16 protein-coding genes are annotated in these 19,152 nt (G+C 60.4%); 14 read left to right on the top strand and 2 right to left on the bottom strand.

The features are described 5' to 3' along the window. The first annotated feature begins 18 nt into the window (after positions 1–18). The gene (locus tag ACURWW_RS06725) at positions 19–1,188 is read left to right on the top strand and encodes an AI-2E family transporter (protein WP_445615766.1); all 1,170 of its coding nucleotides are present in this window, start codon (positions 19–21) and stop codon (positions 1,186–1,188) included. Between the two features lie 335 nt (positions 1,189–1,523). Here ACURWW_RS06725 and ACURWW_RS06720 read toward each other — a convergent pair whose 3' ends face one another. Continuing rightward, positions 1,524–2,615 (bottom strand): class I SAM-dependent methyltransferase, encoded by a 1,092-nt coding sequence (locus ACURWW_RS06720; RefSeq protein WP_445615767.1) that lies wholly within the window; start codon positions 2,613–2,615, stop codon positions 1,524–1,526. Positions 2,616–2,843: 228 nt separating this feature from the next. On the opposite strand from ACURWW_RS06720, the gene ACURWW_RS06715 reads away from it, so the two are divergent. The 10 genes from ACURWW_RS06715 to ACURWW_RS06670 all read left to right on the top strand — a co-directional run bounded on the left by ACURWW_RS06715 (position 2,844) and on the right by ACURWW_RS06670 (position 15,199). Then, complete coding sequence (locus tag ACURWW_RS06715; protein ID WP_445615768.1) at positions 2,844–3,770, top strand: alpha/beta hydrolase; 927 nt, start codon at positions 2,844–2,846, stop codon at positions 3,768–3,770. Between the two features lie 244 nt (positions 3,771–4,014). Beyond that, positions 4,015–4,377 carry a hypothetical protein gene (locus ACURWW_RS06710; RefSeq protein WP_445615769.1) on the top strand — a complete coding sequence of 121 codons (363 nt, stop codon included), beginning with the start codon at positions 4,015–4,017 and terminating at the stop codon, positions 4,375–4,377. Positions 4,378–4,561: 184 nt separating this feature from the next. Further along, positions 4,562–7,381 (top strand): AMP-binding protein, encoded by a 2,820-nt coding sequence (locus ACURWW_RS06705; protein ID WP_445615770.1) that lies wholly within the window; start codon positions 4,562–4,564, stop codon positions 7,379–7,381. Positions 7,382–7,495: 114 nt separating this feature from the next. Continuing rightward, positions 7,496–8,380: an ABC transporter ATP-binding protein gene (locus tag ACURWW_RS06700; protein ID WP_445615771.1), complete on the top strand. Its 885-nt coding sequence runs from the start codon at positions 7,496–7,498 to the stop codon at positions 8,378–8,380. A 23-nt stretch (positions 8,381–8,403) separates the two neighbouring features. Further along, the gene (locus ACURWW_RS06695) at positions 8,404–12,024 is read left to right on the top strand and encodes an ABC transporter permease/M1 family aminopeptidase (RefSeq protein WP_445615772.1); all 3,621 of its coding nucleotides are present in this window, start codon (positions 8,404–8,406) and stop codon (positions 12,022–12,024) included. 185 nt (positions 12,025–12,209) lie between these two features. Next, positions 12,210–13,085: a dienelactone hydrolase family protein gene (locus ACURWW_RS06690; RefSeq protein WP_445615773.1), complete on the top strand. Its 876-nt coding sequence runs from the start codon at positions 12,210–12,212 to the stop codon at positions 13,083–13,085. Between the two features lie 71 nt (positions 13,086–13,156). Further along, the gene (locus tag ACURWW_RS06685; protein ID WP_445615774.1) at positions 13,157–14,314 is read left to right on the top strand and encodes a S41 family peptidase; all 1,158 of its coding nucleotides are present in this window, start codon (positions 13,157–13,159) and stop codon (positions 14,312–14,314) included. A 23-nt stretch (positions 14,315–14,337) separates the two neighbouring features. Continuing rightward, positions 14,338–14,559 (top strand): DUF4177 domain-containing protein, encoded by a 222-nt coding sequence (locus tag ACURWW_RS06680; RefSeq protein ID WP_445615775.1) that lies wholly within the window; start codon positions 14,338–14,340, stop codon positions 14,557–14,559. 2 nt (positions 14,560–14,561) lie between these two features. Further along, positions 14,562–14,795, top strand: coding sequence for a membrane protein insertion efficiency factor YidD (yidD, locus tag ACURWW_RS06675; RefSeq protein WP_445615776.1), 234 nt, complete (start codon positions 14,562–14,564; stop codon positions 14,793–14,795). Next, entirely contained in the window at positions 14,792–15,199 is a 408-nt protein-coding gene (locus tag ACURWW_RS06670; RefSeq protein ID WP_445615778.1) for a TM2 domain-containing protein, read from the top strand. Before yidD ends, ACURWW_RS06670 begins: the two co-directional genes overlap by 4 nt. Positions 15,200–15,319: 120 nt before the next feature. On the opposite strand, the gene ACURWW_RS06665 is transcribed toward ACURWW_RS06670, so the two are convergent. Continuing rightward, complete coding sequence (locus tag ACURWW_RS06665; RefSeq protein WP_445615779.1) at positions 15,320–15,529, bottom strand: cold-shock protein; 210 nt, start codon at positions 15,527–15,529, stop codon at positions 15,320–15,322. 315 nt (positions 15,530–15,844) lie between these two features. On the opposite strand from ACURWW_RS06665, the gene selD reads away from it, so the two are divergent. The 3 genes from selD to rdgC all read left to right on the top strand — a co-directional run bounded on the left by selD (position 15,845) and on the right by rdgC (position 19,083). Further along, positions 15,845–16,885 (top strand): selenide, water dikinase SelD, encoded by a 1,041-nt coding sequence (gene selD, locus ACURWW_RS06660; protein WP_445615780.1) that lies wholly within the window; start codon positions 15,845–15,847, stop codon positions 16,883–16,885. Next, the gene (gene mnmH / locus ACURWW_RS06655; protein ID WP_445615781.1) at positions 16,885–17,985 is read left to right on the top strand and encodes a tRNA 2-selenouridine(34) synthase MnmH; all 1,101 of its coding nucleotides are present in this window, start codon (positions 16,885–16,887) and stop codon (positions 17,983–17,985) included. The genes selD and mnmH overlap by 1 nt, the downstream gene beginning before the upstream one ends. 141 nt (positions 17,986–18,126) lie before the next feature. Continuing rightward, entirely contained in the window at positions 18,127–19,083 is a 957-nt protein-coding gene (rdgC, locus tag ACURWW_RS06650) for a recombination-associated protein RdgC (protein ID WP_445615782.1), read from the top strand. Positions 19,084–19,152 lie beyond the last annotated feature (69 nt).

The raw sequence follows: 19,152 nt of genomic DNA, 5'->3' as shown, positions 1-19,152 counted from the left end.
CAAAACTTCGGGTGCAGGATGGCAGAGGATGGTTCACACGATACCCACGGGGAGCCACAAGACCCGGTAATTGCCGCCGACCCGCTCGCGACCCGCTCGCCCGTGTCCTGGGTTCGGCGGCTCCAGGACCAGAGCGAAACCAACCGCGTGATCGTCGTTCTGCTCTTTCTGATCGTTCTGATCATGGCCTTTTACTTCGTCCAGGCGGCCGCGCTGCTTCTCGTGCCCATTGTGTTTTCCTGGTTGCTCAGCACTCTGTTTCACCCTGTGGTTCACTACGCCTCGCGCTTGAAAATCCCACCGGTTCTGACAGCGGGCGTCATCGTCGCGCTCACCGTGGGCGGGTTTGCTCTGCTCGCGTTACTGGTCATGGACCCGGCGCTGCAATGGGTCCGCGATCTGCCGGAAACCCTGCAGCGGCTTCGGGCCCAGCTCATGTCTGTGGAAGGGGCGCTCTCCGAGCTGAAGGAAGTGACCCGGGAGGTGGGGGAGTTGGCCGAGCTGGACGAGGACGAATCCGAAGCCATCGAAGTGCAGATCGCGGAGGAGAACGTGCTGCGCGATGCCGTCATTGGCTACCTTCCTTCGCTTGTCACCGCCACTGCCATCGTTGTTTTCCTCACCTTTTTCCTGCTCGCTACGGGCGACCAGATGCTGCGCAAGATCACCCGCCTGGGGCCCACCTGGAGCACCCGGCGCCGCATTGTATCCACCGTTCACCGCATCCGCGCCGGGGTCGCCCACTACCTGGCGACCGTCACCGTCATCAACATTACACTGGGAGTGGTGGTCACCATCGCCATGCACCTGCTGGAGGTTCCCAACCCACTACTGTGGGGGATGGTGGCTGGTGTGCTGAACTTCGCCCCCTACCTGGGGCCCGCTGTCACTCTGGTCATTCTGGGGCTGGTAGGTATCAGTACGTTCGACACGCTCACCGCGGCCATGGCGGTACCGCTGGTGTTCCTGGTCCTCACGGTTCTGGAGGGCCAATTGATTACCCCCATGGTAGTGGGTCGCAGACTGGCCATGAGTCCGGCGACGGTATTTGTATCGGTGGTGGTCTGGGGGTGGCTATGGGGTGTTGCCGGCGCTCTGATGGCAGTGCCCATCGTGGCGAGCTTGAAGATTATTTTCGAGAACGTGCCGCCTTTGGAAGGGCTGGCAAAAACCCTGGAGCGTAGCTGAGGGCTGTTGTTGGGTTACGCTTCGCTAACCCAACCTACGAACCGGTGCGACAATCGACCGTGCGGCAGACGTAGGTTGGGTTAGGCCGAAGGCCGTAACCCAACAACAAAAACCTCCCGGTAGAACAGCGGTCACAACTTGCTGCGATGGGAGTTTGCCGCAGGGGCGGGGGATTTCAAAACCCTGGCGGCAGGGATGCCGCGAGGGAGCTACAGGGAAGTATTCACGCGTTTTTGAAATCCCCCGCCCCTGCGGCAAACGGATCGAGGGCACATAGCGCTGCGTTGACTTTGCGACTTACCTGATGCCGATCCACCTGCTCCATGTCGATGTGATCATCCAAGCCTGCACACCAGCAGACTGTGCCCAAAGTTCAGGTGCTGTTCGCTTTCAATGATCAAGCCGGATTGTTCCACCAGCGGGCGGAACTCATCATAGCGGTACATGCGGCTGGAGCCGTTGGCAACACAGGTAAAATAAAGGGACGTCGCGTTCAGGCTGAGTGACCCGGCCGGAAATTGCTGCTTGTCCGAAAAAGGTTCCAGAATGTAGGCGCGGGTATTATGGTCCATTTGTCGAGCCACCCGCTCCAGAATACTCACAATGTTTTCAGGGCTGAAGCAATCGAGAAACTGGCTCATCCAAATGGCCTCCGCGCCGCCGGGAAACTGCGCGTCCTGATTGAGTACATCCATAGGACAGAGCGTTGCCCGGTCACGGAGGCCCTGTTCAGCAAGATGCCTTTCCGCGATCTCCAACTGGCCCGGCAGGTCGACCATGGTCACCTGGACATCGGGATCATGATGAAGGCACTTCAGGGCCCAGCGACCTGTATTGGCCCCGATATCCATCAGGCGGGTAACCCCGCGGGCAAACACCGTGTCCAGCAGGCTGTCGAAGACCGCATCGGAATAGTAATGATCGAAACGGAACCAGCTCGATCGGGCCGGCTCACTGAGCTTGGACAAGCCCTCGTAGACGTTGCTCCACTCGCCCAGCGTGTGCAATCCTGCCGGCCGGCCCTCAACCAGGGACTGCTCCAGAAAGGGCAGGGCCTGGAAGCAAATGTCCCGCACGAAATCCATGTTCACCTGGGTCATGGTATCGTTCAGCAGAAAATAGCCAAGGTCATCCAGCACGAACCGGTCGTCGTCGCGACTGACAATCTCCGCGTCCGCCGCCAGTTCCAGCAGCACCGATACCGCGTACTCGGACAGGCCGCACTGCTCACCCAGCTGCGCCCGGGTCGCTCCGTGCCCGTTGGCTTCCTCAAGGGATTTCAGCAGACCTGTGTTGCGCATTACTACGGCCGCGTAAAAAATGACGGGCGCAAAGGCCAGTTGCTGTGCGCGTGAGCGGGCCTTGACCGCGGTCATGGGCTTGTTCTTCTGCTTGGGGGCGACTTGCGGATTTTCGTATATCGACACGGTATCTCCGATGTTTCGGTAAAAGTGGACAACCTTGGATACCGTCGCTCCCGGAGCTTGGACCAGGTTACTCGGGACACTGATTGTCATTGGCTGAAAACTGTTCGCTCCGCACAACGACGAACCGGCCGAATGCCATCCATGTCCTGCTAGACTGTTGGATTGTAACAGGTGTGCCGCCGGGTACCAGGCGGAAGCAACCAGGTAAACAACAAGAGGGGAGGGGCCATGGCCAGTTTGCAGACACACGCGATGTCGTTTCTATTGCGGCATACATTGAAGAAGAATCTGAACAAGGCTGTGGACGATGTCCCGCGGCTGCGCAAGGTCATGGCCTCCGGTCGCTACAAGGTGCCGGCGGACATCGAGATTACGGGGGCGGAAGTGGGTGGAGTGCCCGGCGAGTGGGTGCAGGTGCGCGGCAGCGAGCCGGATATCACCCTTCTTTACCTGCATGGGGGCGGTTACTTTGCCTGTTCGCCCCGCACCCACCGCTCGGTGAGTTGCTGGTTCGCGCGCCGGGGGATGCGGGTGTTCGTGCCTGATTACCGGCTCGCTCCAGAGCATCCATTTCCGGCGGCGCTGGACGACGCCCGGGCCGTCTACAAGTCCTTGCGGGAAGAGCTGGGCTCCACCACGCGTTTGTTGCTGGCCGGCGATTCCGCCGGTGGCGGGCTGTCGCTGGCGCTGATGGTGGCCGAGCGGGACGCGGGTCATCCGCTGCCAAAAGCAGCTCTGCTGTTCTCGCCCTGGACGGATCTGAGCGTCAGCGGCGAATCGGTACAACGCAACGCGAAGACCTGCGCCATGTTCACGCCCGAAGGCATTCCCAGGGGGGCCGCGTTGTATCTGGCGGACGCGGACCCACGCAACCCGCTGGCCAGCCCCCTGTTCGCCGACCTCAAGGGCTTGCCGCCTCTCCTGATTCATGCCAGCGAACATGAATGCCTGCGGGATGATTCCGTGCGCCTCGCACAGCGCGCAAAGGAGCAGGGGGTTACCGTCAGCTTCCAGCTCTGGCCTGCTGTGCCCCACGTGTGGCAACTTTTTCATCCCATTATTCCGGAAGGCAGGAAATCCCTCCGGGAGGCGGAGAGTTTTGCCCAACAGCACCTTGGGGAGCCGAGTCCCGCTGAGCAGCTGCAAACCACCTGAACGAGACCCGGGGTGTTCCGCTTTGGGGCTGTCTTGAGCATGGTCCTGAAGAGGGCACTCTCTCGCAGTGGGCTGGCGTTAGTGATCATGGCGGGGGGCGGCCTCAACAAAGCGCTCCGAGCGTGGTCTGAGCAAATTGTGGACGAATTATCGGAACCCGGGTGCAGGGAATGCGTGGGTCCCGCCCGCCGGCCGTGCCGGATTCGGTTGCCGAGTGCTCATTTTCAGCAAAAGGAATTTGCTCATGCTGTTGTTGCAAAGGACCTCCATTTTCACCCTTATTGTGCTTGCCTCCTCCTGTGCCACCGTCGAGCGCGAGTCCATCGCGGGCGACTGGAACGGCGAACTGGAAACACCGCTCGGCAACCTGCCCGTGGTCTTCCACTTTTACGAAACCGAAGAAGGCTTCGACTGCACCATGGATGGTGCGGCCGAGCGCAGCGTAAACATCCCCTGCTCGGAAGTGGCGAAGGACGGCGATGCGGTTCTGGTTGAGTTGCCCATGGTGGGTGCTCGCTATGAGGCCACCCTGGAGGAGGACGGCATGAGCGGTCAATGGACCCAGGCCGGACTGAACTTCGATCTCAATCTGGCCCGGCGCGACTAGCAGCTGCTGAAAAAGCCCGTCCTGAACTTGTGTACTGCACAACACGGGGCCTGATTCCGTTGTCCAAGACGAGGCGCTGGAAGAACATCCAGGCGCGCGAGGTTCTCCTCACTGCCCGGGTCGCGCCCCGGGAAGGATGTGGACAATGGTGCAGGCGACGACATCGCCACGATCAGCCGCTGCAGTGGAAAGTCAGCTGTTGCAGATTGTGGCATCGCTCGGCGACGAAATGCACCTGCGGGAATCGGTGCTCAACGAACTGTCCATGGGCACTTCCCTGGAAGCGGAGCTGGGCCTGGACAGTCTGACGCGTATCGAACTGCTGGCCCGCGTGGAACGCCACTTTTCCGTTGATATCCCCGAGGAACGCCTGTCCGAAATCGCCACGTTGGGCGATCTGCGCAACGAAATTGTTGAGGCCATGTCGGGTGGGGTTGCGGGGCTGGAGCGTTCCCTGAGCGGTCTCGTTCTGGAGCAGACCGAGAGCAACCCGGACGTCTGCCAGACCTGGGGCGAGGTGCTGCAATGGCATCTGGAGAAGCACCCGGACCGACCTCATATCAAACTCTTCGACGAACACGGGGAAGGGGAGCAGCTCAGCTTCCGACAACTCCATCAGGGTGCGGCGCGAGTCGCGGGAGGACTCCAGCAGCGCGGCCTCCGCCAGGGCGACCGGGTCGCCCTCATGCTCCCGACGGGGCGGGATTATTTTTTCGCATTCATGGGTGTGTTGCTGGCCGGCGGAATACCGGTTTCACTGTATCCTCCAACGCGGCCCAGTCAGCTGGAAGATCACCTGCGGCGGCATCGCAACATCCTGGAAAACAGCGGCGCGTCGGCCATGATCGCCTTCCGCGAAGTGCGCGCTTTTACCCGCCTGCTCAAGGCCCAACTGGGCTCGCTGCGTAATGTGTACAGTATGGAAGACCTGAGTGAGCCGACGGAGGTGGCCTTCCCGCATTTGCGCGATCAGGATATTGCCTTTCTTCAATACACCTCCGGCAGCACCGGGAATCCCAAGGGAGTAATCCTTACCCACGCCAACCTGCTGGCCAACGTACGGGCCATGGGGGAGCGCATCAGGGTCAGCAGTAAGGATGTGATCGTGAGCTGGCTGCCCCTGTACCACGACATGGGCCTGATCGGCTGTTGGCTCGGGGCGATGTACTACTCCTCGCTCTTCGTGGTCATGTCTCCGCTGGAATTCATTGCCCGCCCGGAACGCTGGTTGTGGGCCATCCATCGCTACCGCGGCACCATCTCGGCTGCTCCCAATTTCGCGTTCGAACTGTGCATGAAGCGTGTAGACGATGCGCAGATTGAAGGGCTGGATCTCAGTTCGTGGCGGGTTGCATTCAACGGGGCGGAGGCAGTGAGCGCACAAACCCTGCGACGCTTCCAGGAGCGTTTCGAACTCTACGGGTTGCGGGGCCAGACACTCGCGCCGGTGTACGGCCTTGCGGAAAACAGCGTGGGGCTCGCTTTTCCGCCGTTCCCCAGGCCATTTGTAACCGACCGGATCCGGGCCGAGGAATTTCGTCGCAGCGGACGCGCGGTAGCGGCGCCGGAGGGCGAGCCCGATACGCTGGAATTTGTCGCCTGCGGAACGCCGATTGCGGGTTGCGAAGTGCGCATTGTGGACGAACTGAATCGGGAACTGCCCCAGCGCCAGGAGGGTTTGCTGCAGTTCCGCGGTACCTCGGCCACTCAGGGCTATTTTCACAACCCCGACGAGAGTCGCAAGCTCTTTCACGGTACCTGGCTCAATTCGGGCGATCGGGCCTATCGGGTCGGAGCCGACATCTACATCACCGGGCGGGTCAAGGACATCATCATTCACGGTGGACGAAACCTGTACCCGGAGCAACTGGAAGAAGCTGTGGGCAACATCCCGGGTATTCGCAAAGGCTGCGTTGCCGTGTTCGGCAGCAAGGATCCGCGCAGCGGCACGGAGAAGTTGGTGGTGGTGGCGGAAACGCGATCCGAGCAGGAGCGCGAGCGCTACGAACTTGAATCGGCGGTCAATCAGAAGACGGCCGATGTAGTGGGTACACCGCCGGATGACGTGGTACTTGCAGCCCCCCACAGCGTTTTGAAAACATCGTCCGGCAAGGTGCGACGGGCCGCCACCCGCGCGGAATACGAGAAAGGGCAACTGGGGCCGAAGCAACGCCCGCTCGCCTGGCAGATCGCGCGCCTGCTTGCATCCGCCGTGGTGCCTCAGACCCGGCGCACTCTGCGCCTGGGGGCATCCTGGCTGTACACAATCTGGTTCTGGGGTGTGAGTGCCGTGCTGACGCCGGTGATCTGGCTGAGTGTGGTGCTTGCACCCAGGCCCCGCTGGCGCTGGATTATTATGCGCAACTGGGGGCGGCTTCTGTTTTCCGTACTGGGCATTCGCATCAGGCTGCATGGTGAGGAGCACCTTCCGCCGGCCCGTCGCCCGGCCGTTTTCGTGGGCAATCATTCCAGTTACGTGGATGTTTTTGCACTGATCACGGCGATGGGTCGTCCCGTGATTTTTGTGGCCAAGGCCGAGTTGTCGAAAGGGTGGTGGATTCGAACCCTTCTGCGCAAGGTGCAGGTGGAGTATGTAGATCGCTTCGATCGCCAGCAAAGCGCCACGGATGCGGAGCGATTGGTGGTTCGCGCCCGCCAGGGCAACTCCCTGTTGTTCTTCCCGGAGGGCACGCTGACCGGAGTGAGTGGCCTCTACCCCTTCCACATGGGCGCCTTCATTACTGCCGTTCATGCCGGGTCGCCCGTGGTGCCGCTCGCCATTCGCGGTACACGGGAGATTCTGCATCCCGATAGCTGGTTGCCCCGGCCCGGCCCAATCGACATCGTGGTGGACTCGCCCATCCATGCGCCCCGCAATCACAGCAGCCTTCCCGCCGCCGCAGCCTGGGAGGCGGCGATCGCATTGCGCGATCAGGCGCGCGCATCCATTCTCCGCAACAGCGGAGAGGCCGATCTTGTCGCCGAACGTCCCCCCATCTGGTGATCTTGCCGCCTGGGCACTGACCCGTACCCGAAAAATTAACAGGAGTTTACATTGCCCCGGTCACGGCCGGCGCTATGCTGCCCCGGTGCTATTAGAACACGATAAGGTGATCCCATGCTTGTCATCGAGAATCTGACCAAAACCTATCCAAACGGCGTGCGCGCGCTGGACGGTGTTTCCCTTACCATCGACCGCGGAATGTATGGATTGCTCGGACCCAACGGGGCCGGGAAGTCCAGCCTGATGCGCACACTGGCCACGTTGCAGGATCCGGACTCCGGAACCATTACTCTGGACGAAATCGATGTACTGAACGAGAAACATCGCCTGCGCCAGGTCCTCGGTTATCTGCCCCAGGAATTCGGCAGTTATCCGCGGATATCGGCTCAGAAGATGCTCGACCACTTCGCCACGCTGAAAGGCATCGTGGACCGTGGCGAGCGCAAGGATACCGTGGAAGCCTTGCTGCACCAGGTGAACTTGTGGAAGGACCGCAAAAAGGCCGTCAACACATACTCCGGCGGGATGAAGCAGCGCTTTGGCATCGCCCAGGCTCTGCTCGGCAACCCCCGGCTGGTGATCGTGGACGAGCCCACCGCGGGCCTGGACCCCGCCGAGCGCAGGCGCTTTCACAACCTGCTCGCGGGCATCGGTGAGAACACCATCGTCATTCTCTCCACGCATATTGTGGAAGATGTGGCGGACCTGTGCACCCAGATGGCCATGCTCGGCAACGGGCGCATCCTCCTGCAGGGCCAACCGCAGGATGTCATCCACACGCTGCGCGGCAAGGTCTGGAAGAAGATGATCGATCGCGAACATCTGGCCCGCTACAACAGTGAACATCAGGTGCTCTTTTCACAACTTGCCGGAGGTGGAGTACACATTCACGTGCTGGCCGATGATCGTCCCGGGGCGGACTTCGAGGCCATCGAAGCGGGTCTGGAAGACGTCTACTTCTCTACCCTGCAGGCGCACCGCATTCAGGCAGCGGTTTGATCCCGGCGCAAGGAGTCCTCGATATGTTCTGGCCAATTTTCCGGTTTGAGCTGGGCTTCCATGCCCGCCAACCGATGATTTACGTGGTAAGTCTGATCTTTTTTCTGCTGGCCTTCGCAAGCACCGTTACCGACACCATCACTGTCGGTATGGCCGCGGAAAACATCAACATCAACTCACCCATGAACATCATCCTCACTCTTGGAGTGTGGAGTTTTCTCGCGATGTTCGGCTGCGTTGCCTACGCGACGAGCCCGGTCCTGCGCGATCACGAATTCAAGGTGGCCGAGCTGTTTCTGACCACCGGAATCGGCAAGTTCGATTACCTGGTCGGCCGCTTCAGCGCTGCACTGGTGTTCTGTGTGTGGCTCTACCTGGCCGCGCTGCTGGGCATGTTCATTGGAGAGTTCATGCCCTGGCTGGACCCGGAGCGCCTCGGTCCGCTCAGGCTGGACGCCTACTGGCGTGGAACCTGGCTGGTGGCGCTTCCGAATATTCTGTTTGTTTCGACCCTGGTGTTCGTGATCGCGGTTCTGATGCGCAGCGTCATGGCCTGCTATGCGGCGGTCATTGCGCTGCTGATGGCCAGTGCGCTGGTGGGCAATCTGGTGGACCCGGAGCAGATTCGCCTGTTGAGCATGCTCGATCCCTTCGGGATGGAGGCAATTGCCGTCGAGACCCGGTACTGGACGCCGTTCGAACAGAACAGCCAGCTCGCGCCCCTGAGCGGCAACCTGCTGGCCAATCGAATCCTCGTTGTGGCGCTCACGATCGCTCTTGCGGTATTGGGTTATACGCGTTTTCGCTTCTCCCTCGAAGGCCTCAGCCGCAAGGCGTCGCGCCGGGCAGTCGCAAAGGCTGAGGCGGAGCGATCCGCGACCGATCAGGGTGGCGCAGTGGTGGAATTGCCACGCTTCAAACCCGCGAAACAGGCTTTTGGCGGCAGGGCGCTGTGGCAGCAACTGCTCGCGATCGCGGGCATGGAAGTGCGCAACATTTTTATGGGCAAGACCTTCCTGGTGTTCGCCTCCCTCGGCATCCTGCTGGTGGTGGCCAACGCCGCCGCGGGAATGGACAGCCTGTTTGGCACTGCGGTCTATCCCACCACAGCCGCCCTGGTCTCGCTTATCAACGGCGCTTTCAGTCTTCCGCTTCTGATCGTGCTGGTGTTCTATTCCTCCGAACTACTCAGCCGCGACTGCAGCGCGGGTATGAACGAGCTGGTGGACAGCATGCCCTACCCGAACGGGTTGGCTCTTGCGGGCAAACTGCTCGCCCTGATGGCCGTCGTGGCAGCCATGCTGTTGGCGGTAATCGCCGGCGCGATGCTGGTGCAATTGGCCAAAGGGTTTACGGATATCGATCCACTCCAGTACCTGGTGGGCCTGTTCCTGTTTTTCCAGCTCCCGCTCTGGTTGACGTGTGTTATCGCGCTGTTTTTCCAGGTGCTCACCGGCAACAAATACCTGGGGATGCTGTTCACCGTGTTGTATCTGGTGGCCCTGGTGTTTCTTCCGGATGCGGGTTACGACCAGTACCTTTATATTCCCAATATTCCGCCGGCGTTGTATTCGGACTTCACCGGCTATGACCTGGGGCTGGAACGGTTTACCGCGTTCGCCGCCTACTGGGGATTCTTTGCCGGCCTGCTCCTGATAGTGACCCTGCTGCTGTGGCCGCGGGGAACCGATCTGGGGGCGCGCTTTCGGCTGAGTTCCATCCGCAACCGGTTCTCACGGCCAGTTGGGGCGGCTGCAGCAGTTCTGGTGCTGGGGTTCGGGGCCACGGGTGCGTTCAGTTACTACAATATTCACATCCTCAATGAACACGTGGGGAGCCTGGATCGCGAGCGCCTGCAGGCGGAGTATGAGAAGGCCTACAAACGCCACGAGAAGCTTGCGCAACCTTCCATTGCCCACATGTTTGTGGAGGCGGACATCTATCCGGAGCGCAAGGAAGCGCACCTGGAAGGCTGGTATACCCTGGTCAACGATCGCGACGAGGCACTGTCCGAGCTGCATGTGAGTCTGCGACGAAATATCACTGTCAACGCCCTTGAAGTGGAGGGCGGCGCGGTGAAGCTGGACGATCGCAATCTGGGGTATGCAATCTACACGCTGGAACCCGCACTTCAGCCCGGCGAGAGCCGCCGCCTGTCCTTCGATCTCGATTGGCTTACCCCCGGCTTCGCCAATGAGATCCGCACACCCAAGTTGCTCAGTAATGGTACCTTCTTCGACAACTCCGATGCGCTGCCCATAATCGGTTATAACCGCAGCATCGAGTTGGAAGATAACAACCGCCGGCGCAAATACGAACTCGGGCCCGTGGCCCGCCAGCCGTCCATCGACGACGAGGCGGCCTGGCAATTTTCCCAACTGGGTGCGTCCCGCCGAAGCACCTATGAGGCCGTTGTCAGCACCGCCGCCGACCAGATTGCGGTGACGCCGGGCTACCTGGTGAAGGACTGGGAAGAGGGCGGACGCCGCTACTTCCACTACCGGATGGAGGAGCCGATCTGGCCCTTTGTGTCCTTCATGTCCGGGCGGTACAAAACGGTACAGTCGAAGTGGCAGGATGTGAACCTGGAGGTGTATTACCACCACGACTACAACGTACAACGGATGCTGGAAGCATCGCAGAAGTCGCTTGCCTACTTCTCGGAAAGCTTCAGCCCTTATCAGTATCAGCAGTACCGCATCTTCGAATTCCCGGCGCCGATCGGGTCCATGGCGCAGGCCTTTCCCAATACCATTCCATTTTCCGAGTCCATCGGCTTTGTTGCAGACATTCGCGACCCGGAGGACATCGACTACGTGTTCTATGTCACGGCCCATGAGCTCGCCCATCAGTGGTGGGCCCACCAGGTGATCGGCGCGGATGTTCAGGGGGCAACGGTGCTGACGGAAACCCTGGCGCAATATTCGGCGCTCATGGTCATGGAGCAGGAATATGGCGAGCACGTCATGCAACGCTTTCTCCGTTACGAACTGGATCGTTATCTCAGTGAGCGGGGGAGTGAGCTGATCGAGGAGTTGCCGCTGGCGCTGGTAGAGAATCAACCCTACATTCATTACCGCAAGGGCAGCCTGGTGCTTTACGCCCTGCAGGACTACCTCGGCGCGGATGTGATCAACGAAGTGCTGAGTGAGTTTATTTCTGAATGGGGGTTTAAAAGCGCGCCATTTCCAACCAGTCGCCATCTGGTTGCGCGCTTGCGGGAGGCCGCAGGCCCCGAGTACCAGGAGACGATCACCGATCTGTTCGAGAAGATCGTGATCTACGATCTCAAAGTGGAGGACGGCGCCTACACCCGCACTGCCGACGGTCGGTATGAAGTGACCTTCGACGTGGCCGCGCGCAAGTACGAAGCGAACGGCCGAGGCGAAGAGAAGCCGGTGCCGGTTTCCGGCCTGATCGATATCGCGGTGCTCGGTGAGCCCCAGGGGGAAGCGAAGGTTCCCGAAGTGCTCTATCTGAAGAAACACCGCATCACCCGGGAGAGTGAGCGCTTCACGATCCAAGTCGACCAACGGCCGCAGAAGGTGGGGATCGATCCCTACAATAAACTGGTGGACCGCAATCCCCGGGACAATCAGAAATCCGTTTCCGAGGAGGTGCCTCGACTGGCCGCCAAATCGTGAGGCGAGGGCCCGTCGGCCCCTCGCGGGAGCGAGCGGTGCCGGCGGCTAACCTTTCTTAACCGAAACTTTCTTAATCGAAACTTTCTTAAACGGGAATGCGCGCATTCCTCCTTCGCTGTAGGTCCAAAGCTGAAGTGTTATAGTCCGTCATGGAACAATTCACTTGGAAGGCGAGGAGAACAATAATGTGTGACGAGCATACCCTTGAAGACAACCGGCGTGCCCTGGGCTCGACCGGCCTGACCCGTCGCCAGTTCAGCAAGGCCACCGCGGGTGCCGCCCTGACTGCGATGCTGCCACCGGTGGCCAATGCCGCCGCAGTGAGTGAGCGCGACGTGGTGGTCAAGACCCCGGACGGAGAGGCGGACTGCTATTTCGTTCACCCTTCCGAAGGGAAGCACGCTGCGGTGGTGATCTGGCCGGACATTTTGGGCCTGCGTCCGGCCTTTCGCATGATGGGCAAGCGCCTGGCGGAATCCGGTTATTCAGTTCTGGTGGTCAACCCGTTCTACCGTAAGGAAAAGTCTCCGGTGGTCCCGGACGGCGCCAGCTTTCAGGACGAGTCCGTGCGCAACAAGGTGATTCCCCTGATGCGCTCCCTGACGCCCGAGACTCACAACACGGACGCGAAGGCGTTCATTGCCTGGCTCGATGAGCAGGACGCGGTGGACACCTCGCGCGGTGTCGGCACCACCGGCTACTGCATGGGCGGCCCCATTGTCATGCGCACTGCGGCTGCGGTACCGGAGCGTGTGCGTGGCGCCGCGTCCTTCCATGGTGGCGGTCTGGTAACCGACAGTGAAGACAGCCCGCACCTGCTCATTCCCGACATGCAGGCGCACTTTCTGATCGCCATTGCGGAGAACGACGACCAGCGGGACCCGGAAGCCAAAGAAGTGCTCAAGGAAACCTTTGCCAAGGCGAATCTGCCCGCGGAAATCGAGGTCTATGAAGGCGCCATGCACGGCTGGTGTCCGCCGGATTCGGCGGTTTATCACGAAGCTCAGGCCGAACGGGCCTGGAGTCGACTGCTCGCGCTGTTTGATACTGCGCTGGCCTGACAGTGACCTGGCTCAGGGCCGCTGGCGGTTTCGCCCGCGGCGCCTGGGAGCTCGCGTTAACAGAGGTAGTAATGAGAAGTCTGCTGACCCGCCTGACAATCGCTTGCACAGTCCTTCTTTTTTCACTGAACGCCTTTGCCGGTAATGTTGCGGAGAGCTGCCTCGAGGATTTGAATTATCTGCCCCGGTTCCTGCAGGAGAACGACGCAGGCGGCCGGGACCGGATCAAGCGCGTCGGCAAGAACACACTGGACCGGGCCCTTGAGACTGCCCGCGAACGGGTGCGCCGGGCCGAGACCGAAAGATCCTGTGAATTTGCCTTGAAGGATTATCTATCCAACTGGCGCGAGGGCCATCTGACGGTTCAGACCTTGAACCCCGAAACTCATGATCGCTCCATTGCCGTCGGCGATCCCGAAAGCGAGTACAAGCCCAGGGTGTTCTATCTTTCTGAAGATACAGCCCTGCTGGAAATCAACAGCTTCCACCCCACCGCAGGTGTTTACCTGCGGCGGGCCCTGTTTCAGCTGCGCGATGAACTGTCCAGCCGGAAGAACTGGATAATTGACGTGCGCAGCAACCACGGCGGTTCCGACAGCGCCTATCAGCCTTTACTGCCCTGGCTGCTGAGCGAGGATATTGTCGAGGTTCAACTGGCCTTTCTCGCCACCAAGGACAATATCCGGGCTACGCTGGAAGCCTGCGAACTGTACGCCCCCGGCGACGATAGCTGTGTGGAATTCATGAAGCCGGTGGTGGCGAGCATGCAACTGGCCCGGCCGGGCAGCTACGTTCGCACCAGTGAGGACGAAGTGGAGTTCATCCCCATTCCCGACCCGGTCCACAAGCAGCCGGAGCGCGTGGCAATTCTCATTGATGAAAACTGCATCAGTTCCTGCGAGCAGTTTCTGCTGACCGCCCGACAGAGCTTTAGCGTCAAACTGATCGGGCGGCCCACCTCCGGCAATCTGGACTACAGTAATTTGCGTCCGCACCTGCTTCCCTCCGGAAAGCGACAACTGTTGTATGCAACCTCCCGAAGCTATCGGCTTCCGGAAATGCCCGTCGATCTGGCGGGAGTGATGCCGGATATTTTCCTGCCCAAGCCCGAGAGCACGGCTGAGTGGGAAGCGGAAGTGGGGCGGGTCAGGAACTGGCTGGAAGGCGGAAGCCTCAGCCCGAAAGGCGGAGAGCCCGGAGGGGACGAAGAAGAGCGAAACAATCAATAGATATTATCAACAGGAGCTGAGTTATGGTTGAGGGGCGTTTTCGGGAGTACAAGGTCGTTCATATTGCTGAAGGTGGTTGCGGGACCATCTTGTTGGGGGCCTCCGGGCTGCCCATGAAGAAGATAGAAGCGGAGCTGAACGCCTACGCGGCGGATGGCTGGCAGGTTGTGTTTCAGGTGCTCGAACAGAAACGCTTCTGGCTGTTCTGGGACCGCGAAGCAATGATCGTGACCCTGGGTCGATAGGGATGTTAGGTCGCGGGGCGGCAAAGGCCATCGCGTTCTACCGCCGCACCGGTGGCGGCAAGCGCTGGTTCGGAATCGACTGCAACTTCGAGCCGAGTTGTTCCGCTTATGCGGAGCAAGCCATCGTGCGCTATGGAATCTGGCGGGGCGCGGTCATGAGCTGGAACAGAATCCGGCGCTGCAGCGTTCGCGACAGTTTTTGCAAGTGTCTGGAGCCGGTCCCGGAAGACTTATGATTCCCGTGTTGTTGAAACAGGAGCAGGTGGGCGCGGAGGAGGATCGCCTGCGCGAGCAGGCGTCGGCACTACCGGATGATCAGCGCAAGGCTTTTTTCAAGGAGGCCAGCAGAGAGTTGCGCGACCCGGATACTTACGCGGCACTCAATTGGCTGTTCCTGGCGGGGATCCACCACTTTTACCTGGGCCGCTGGACCTGGGGATTGCTGGACCTCAGTATCTTCCTGTTGGGCGTCGGCTTTATTGTGGCTCAGCAGTATCTGATCGGCATTCTGCTGATCGCGCTGATTTCGATCCTGGAACTCTGGGCCCTGTTCAGGGCGCAGATTATCGTACAGGACTGGAATAATGGCGTTTATCGCCGGCTGCTGCGGCGCTATTCAGGTACTGGCAGGCAGTTATAACTCTTGATCATCAGTCTGCCAGTCGGCCACATCACAAAAGCGATATCACAAAAAAAACGGGCCCCTTTCGGAGCCCGCTTTTTTTAGAGCTTCAGCCCCGGAAGAGCCGGGGCAAGCGCCTTACAGAGCGACGATATTCTCTGCCTGAGGACCTTTCTGGCCCTGAGTCACAGTGAATTCAACGCGCTGGCCTTCGGCCAGAGTCTTGAATCCTGAGGCGGAGATTGCGCTGAAGTGCGCAAATACGTCCGGGCCGGACTCCTGCTCGATGAAACCAAAGCCTTTTGCTTCGTTGAACCACTTGACGGTTCCGCTGACGGTATTAGACATAGTCATATCCTGGTATTAATAAATAGATGCCCTTGAGGGCGGGATTTAGCGGGAAAAAACTCTTGGACTTACGACAGGACGAAGACAGATAACGCAGCGAAATGTAGTATTTAAACGAGAATTCTTTTCAAGCTGGGCCCACAGTATAGGTCCCTCACACCGAAGTCAAAGCCTTTCGGTGGCGCCGCTGAAATAAAGAACAGAACGTTGCGGTTTTGCCCGAACACAGCCACTCGCGCTCGGCGGCTCGCACCCTCTGGCACCTCAGTACGCCGAAACCCTATAATCGTCCCCCGCGATCCGGGAGGAGAAACCATGTCCGTAAACGTCAGACTCACCGAATTCAGCCACGGCGCCGGCTGTGGCTGCAAAATCTCGCCCAGGGTGCTGGAAGTTATCCTTGGCTCCAGCCAGACCTTCGCTCCAGATCCGCGCCTGCTGGTGGGTAACAGCAGCAAGGATGATGCTGCCGCATACGACATGGGTAATGGCCAGGTGGTCCTCAGCACCACGGACTTTTTCATGCCCATCGCGGACGATCCCCTGGACTTTGGCCGGATTGCCGCGACCAATGCCATCAGCGACATCTACGCCATGGGCGGCAGGCCCCTGATGGCGATCGCCATTCTCGGCTGGCCGGTGAACGTCCTCCCGCCGGAGGTGGCCCAGCAGGTGGTGGAAGGCGGGCGCCAGGCCTGCGCCGACGCGGGGATTCCCCTGGCGGGCGGCCACAGCATCGACTCCCCCGAGCCCATTTTCGGGCTTGCGGTCACCGGGCAGGTGGCAAAGGAACACCTGAAGCAGAACAACACTGCCACGCCCGGTTGCAGGCTTTATCTCACCAAGCCCCTGGGGGTGGGCATTCTCACCACCGCCCAGAAGCAGCAGAAACTTTTGCCGGAACACAGCACGCTGGCGAGGGATGTTATGTGCCAGCTCAATCGAATCGGTGCGGAGGTGGCCATCCTGCCCGCAGTTACGGCCATCACCGATGTGACGGGCTTTGGTCTGCTCGGCCATTTGCTGGAAATCTGCGAGGGCAGTGGTGTGAACGCCAGGCTGGACTATGCATCCATTCCCTCCCTGGAACTCGTCAAGGACTACCTGGCCAGGGGCTGCGTTCCCGGGGGGACCAGCCGCAATTTCGAGAGCTATGGTCACAGGGTCGGCCCTCTCACCGATGAGCAACGCAACCTGCTCTGTGATCCCCAGACCAGCGGAGGCTTGCTGATCGCCGTGGAAGCGGGGGGAGAGGCCGAGTTGCGGGACAAACTGAGTGCTGCAGGTCTGTACGCGGAGCCCATCGGCGAGTTGACGCCCGCCAGCGCATCCGGACCGCGAATCGAGGTGCGGTAGTGGACTGCCCGGATACCGCCAACTACCGGGCCCTGTTCCTGGAGGATGTGCCCATGATCGATACGCGGGCGCCGGTGGAATTTGCCAAAGGAGCCTTCCCGACGGCCGTCAATCTACCTTTGATGACTGACGACGAGCGGGCCCGGGTCGGCACCTGCTATAAAGAGCACGGTCAGGCGGCGGCCATCGATCTGGGCCACCAACTGGTACACGGTGCGGTGAAGGAGGCGCGGGTGCAGGCCTGGCGGGACTTCGCAGAGCACAACCCGCAGGGCTATCTTTATTGCTTCCGCGGGGGGCTTCGCTCCCGGATCTGCCAGGATTGGCTCAGGGAGGCGGGTTGCGATTACCCGCGGGTCCTCGGCGGCTACAAAGCCATGCGCCGCTTTCTCATTGATACTCTGGAGCGAATCAGCCAGCAGGGGCAATTCGTCATTCTGGCGGGCCGTACGGGTGCGGCCAAAACCGAGTTGCTGCGTCAGGTTCCCAACAGCGTCGACCTGGAGGAGCTTGCCCGGCACCGTGGCAGCGCCTTCGGGCGCCGGGTCGGCGGCCAGCCCAGCCAGATCAATTTCGAAAACGCTCTGGCGATTCAACTCCTGCGCACGGAACACGCCTGGCCCGGTGCCCCCATCGTGCTGGAGGATGAAAGCGGGTATATCGGCTCCAACACCATTCCGGAAGCACTGCGCACAGCAATGGCCACGGCACCCCTGATCGTGGTGGATGCGGATCTGGAATCCCGGGTGGACCATTCCTTCACCAATTACATCCTTCACAATCTCACCGATTGGAGGCAGACGCTCGGGGAGGAGGCGGGCTTTCGGCGTTTCGCCAGTGAGCTTCGGGAATCCCTGGGCCGCCTGCAGAAGCGTCTGGGTGGCCAGCGGTATGGGGAGGTGAGCGAGATCCTCGAAACCGCAATCCGTGCCCATGCAAGCGGAGACAGCAGTCTGCACAGGGAATGGATCCGGATTCTGCTGCGGGATTACTACGATCCCATGTACGACTACCAGTTAAGCCGTAAACGTGAACGGGTCGCCTTCCGGGGCGGACCCGCGGCGGTGCGGGCCAGGCTGCTGGAGGCAGTACCGGGTTAGCGCCGCTGGGGTGCGTGCTATGCGGGCACCACGGGATGTCGGGCGCGGGTCCGATCCTCCTCAATCTGCCGATTCCGTCGCGTGAGTTTTCCCCGCCACGCCACTACAATACCGCGCCCGCACACCGGACCCGAGGCGTACATGTGGTTTAAAAATCTGCTCATCTATCGTTTTACCAAGCCCTTCACTCTGACCCCCGAGCAACTGGATCAGCAACTGGCCGAAAAACCGTTCACCGGCTGCGGCAGTCAGGACATGGTCAGTCGTGGCTGGACGGCACCTCTCAGCCAGGAGGGCGCGCCTCTGGTTCACGCGGCGGGCAGTTGCATGATGCTGTGCCTGCAGCGCCAGGAGAAGGTGTTGCCCGCCGCGGTGGTCAACGAGTTCGTTGATGAAAAAGTGGCCGAGATCAAAGAGCGGGAAGACCGCCATGTGAGCCGCAAGGAGAAGGCGGAGATCAAAGAGCAGACTGTGTTCGAGCTGTTGCCCCGGGCCTTTGTTCGCAGTCGCAAGCAGTTCGCCTACATCGATACCCGGCAGCAGCTTCTGGTTGTGAACAGCGGCTCCAGCAAGCAGGCCGAGGAGTTTATTGTCACGTTGCGGGAGACTATCGATACAGTCCCTGTGGTGCCGCTTCGCCCGCACAATGATATGACTCAGTGCATGACCCGCTGGCTCGCTGAATCGATCGGCCCGGAGAAATTTGCCATTGGTGGAGAATGCGAACTCCAGGATAGAAGCGACACCGCCACGGTGGTGAAAGGCAAGAACCTGGACCTGCAAGCCAGCGAGATCAAGAGCCACGTGAATAGCGGCATGGTGGTGAAAAAGTTGGAGCTGGCGTGGGACGGCGGCATCGAGTTTATCGTGGATGAGAATATGGCGATCAAACGCCTGCGCTTTGACGACCTGATTCTCGATCAACTGGACGACATTCAGGCGGACACCGTGGCGGAGCGCTTTGATGCGGACTTTGCCCTGATGGCTGCGGAGTTCGAACGATTCATTCCCGCCCTGGTGGACGCCTTCGGCGGTCCGGAAAACGGCCAGTCGGTGACCGGCGACGGCGAGAAGCTGCAGAGTGCCCCGGCATTGTAGGTTGGGTTAGCGCAGCGTAACCCAACAATGGAACCTCCAAGCGGCACGATGTTGGGTTACGGCCTGCGG

The organism is Gilvimarinus sp. F26214L (assembly GCF_054401055.1).
This window is presented reverse-complemented; position numbering and strand designations above follow the sequence as displayed.

Excerpts from the sequence above, each read along its gene's own strand:
- ACURWW_RS06725 (WP_445615766.1), top strand. The coding sequence starts at position 19 with ATGGCAGAGGATGGTTCACACGATACCCACGGGGAGCCACAAGACCCG.
- ACURWW_RS06700 (WP_445615771.1), top strand. The coding sequence starts at position 7,496 with ATGCTTGTCATCGAGAATCTGACCAAAACCTATCCAAACGGCGTGCGC.
- rdgC (WP_445615782.1), top strand. The coding sequence starts at position 18,127 with ATGTGGTTTAAAAATCTGCTCATCTATCGTTTTACCAAGCCCTTCACT.
- selD (WP_445615780.1), top strand. The coding sequence starts at position 15,845 with ATGTCCGTAAACGTCAGACTCACCGAATTCAGCCACGGCGCCGGCTGT.
- ACURWW_RS06665 (WP_445615779.1), bottom strand. The coding sequence starts at position 15,529 with ATGTCTAATACCGTCAGCGGAACCGTCAAGTGGTTCAACGAAGCAAAA.
- ACURWW_RS06680 (WP_445615775.1), top strand. The coding sequence starts at position 14,338 with ATGGTTGAGGGGCGTTTTCGGGAGTACAAGGTCGTTCATATTGCTGAA.
- ACURWW_RS06690 (WP_445615773.1), top strand. The coding sequence starts at position 12,210 with ATGTGTGACGAGCATACCCTTGAAGACAACCGGCGTGCCCTGGGCTCG.
- ACURWW_RS06695 (WP_445615772.1), top strand. The coding sequence starts at position 8,404 with ATGTTCTGGCCAATTTTCCGGTTTGAGCTGGGCTTCCATGCCCGCCAA.
- ACURWW_RS06670 (WP_445615778.1), top strand. The coding sequence starts at position 14,792 with ATGATTCCCGTGTTGTTGAAACAGGAGCAGGTGGGCGCGGAGGAGGAT.
- yidD (WP_445615776.1), top strand. The coding sequence starts at position 14,562 with ATGTTAGGTCGCGGGGCGGCAAAGGCCATCGCGTTCTACCGCCGCACC.
- ACURWW_RS06710 (WP_445615769.1), top strand. The coding sequence starts at position 4,015 with ATGCTGTTGTTGCAAAGGACCTCCATTTTCACCCTTATTGTGCTTGCC.
- ACURWW_RS06715 (WP_445615768.1), top strand. The coding sequence starts at position 2,844 with ATGGCCAGTTTGCAGACACACGCGATGTCGTTTCTATTGCGGCATACA.
- ACURWW_RS06685 (WP_445615774.1), top strand. The coding sequence starts at position 13,157 with ATGAGAAGTCTGCTGACCCGCCTGACAATCGCTTGCACAGTCCTTCTT.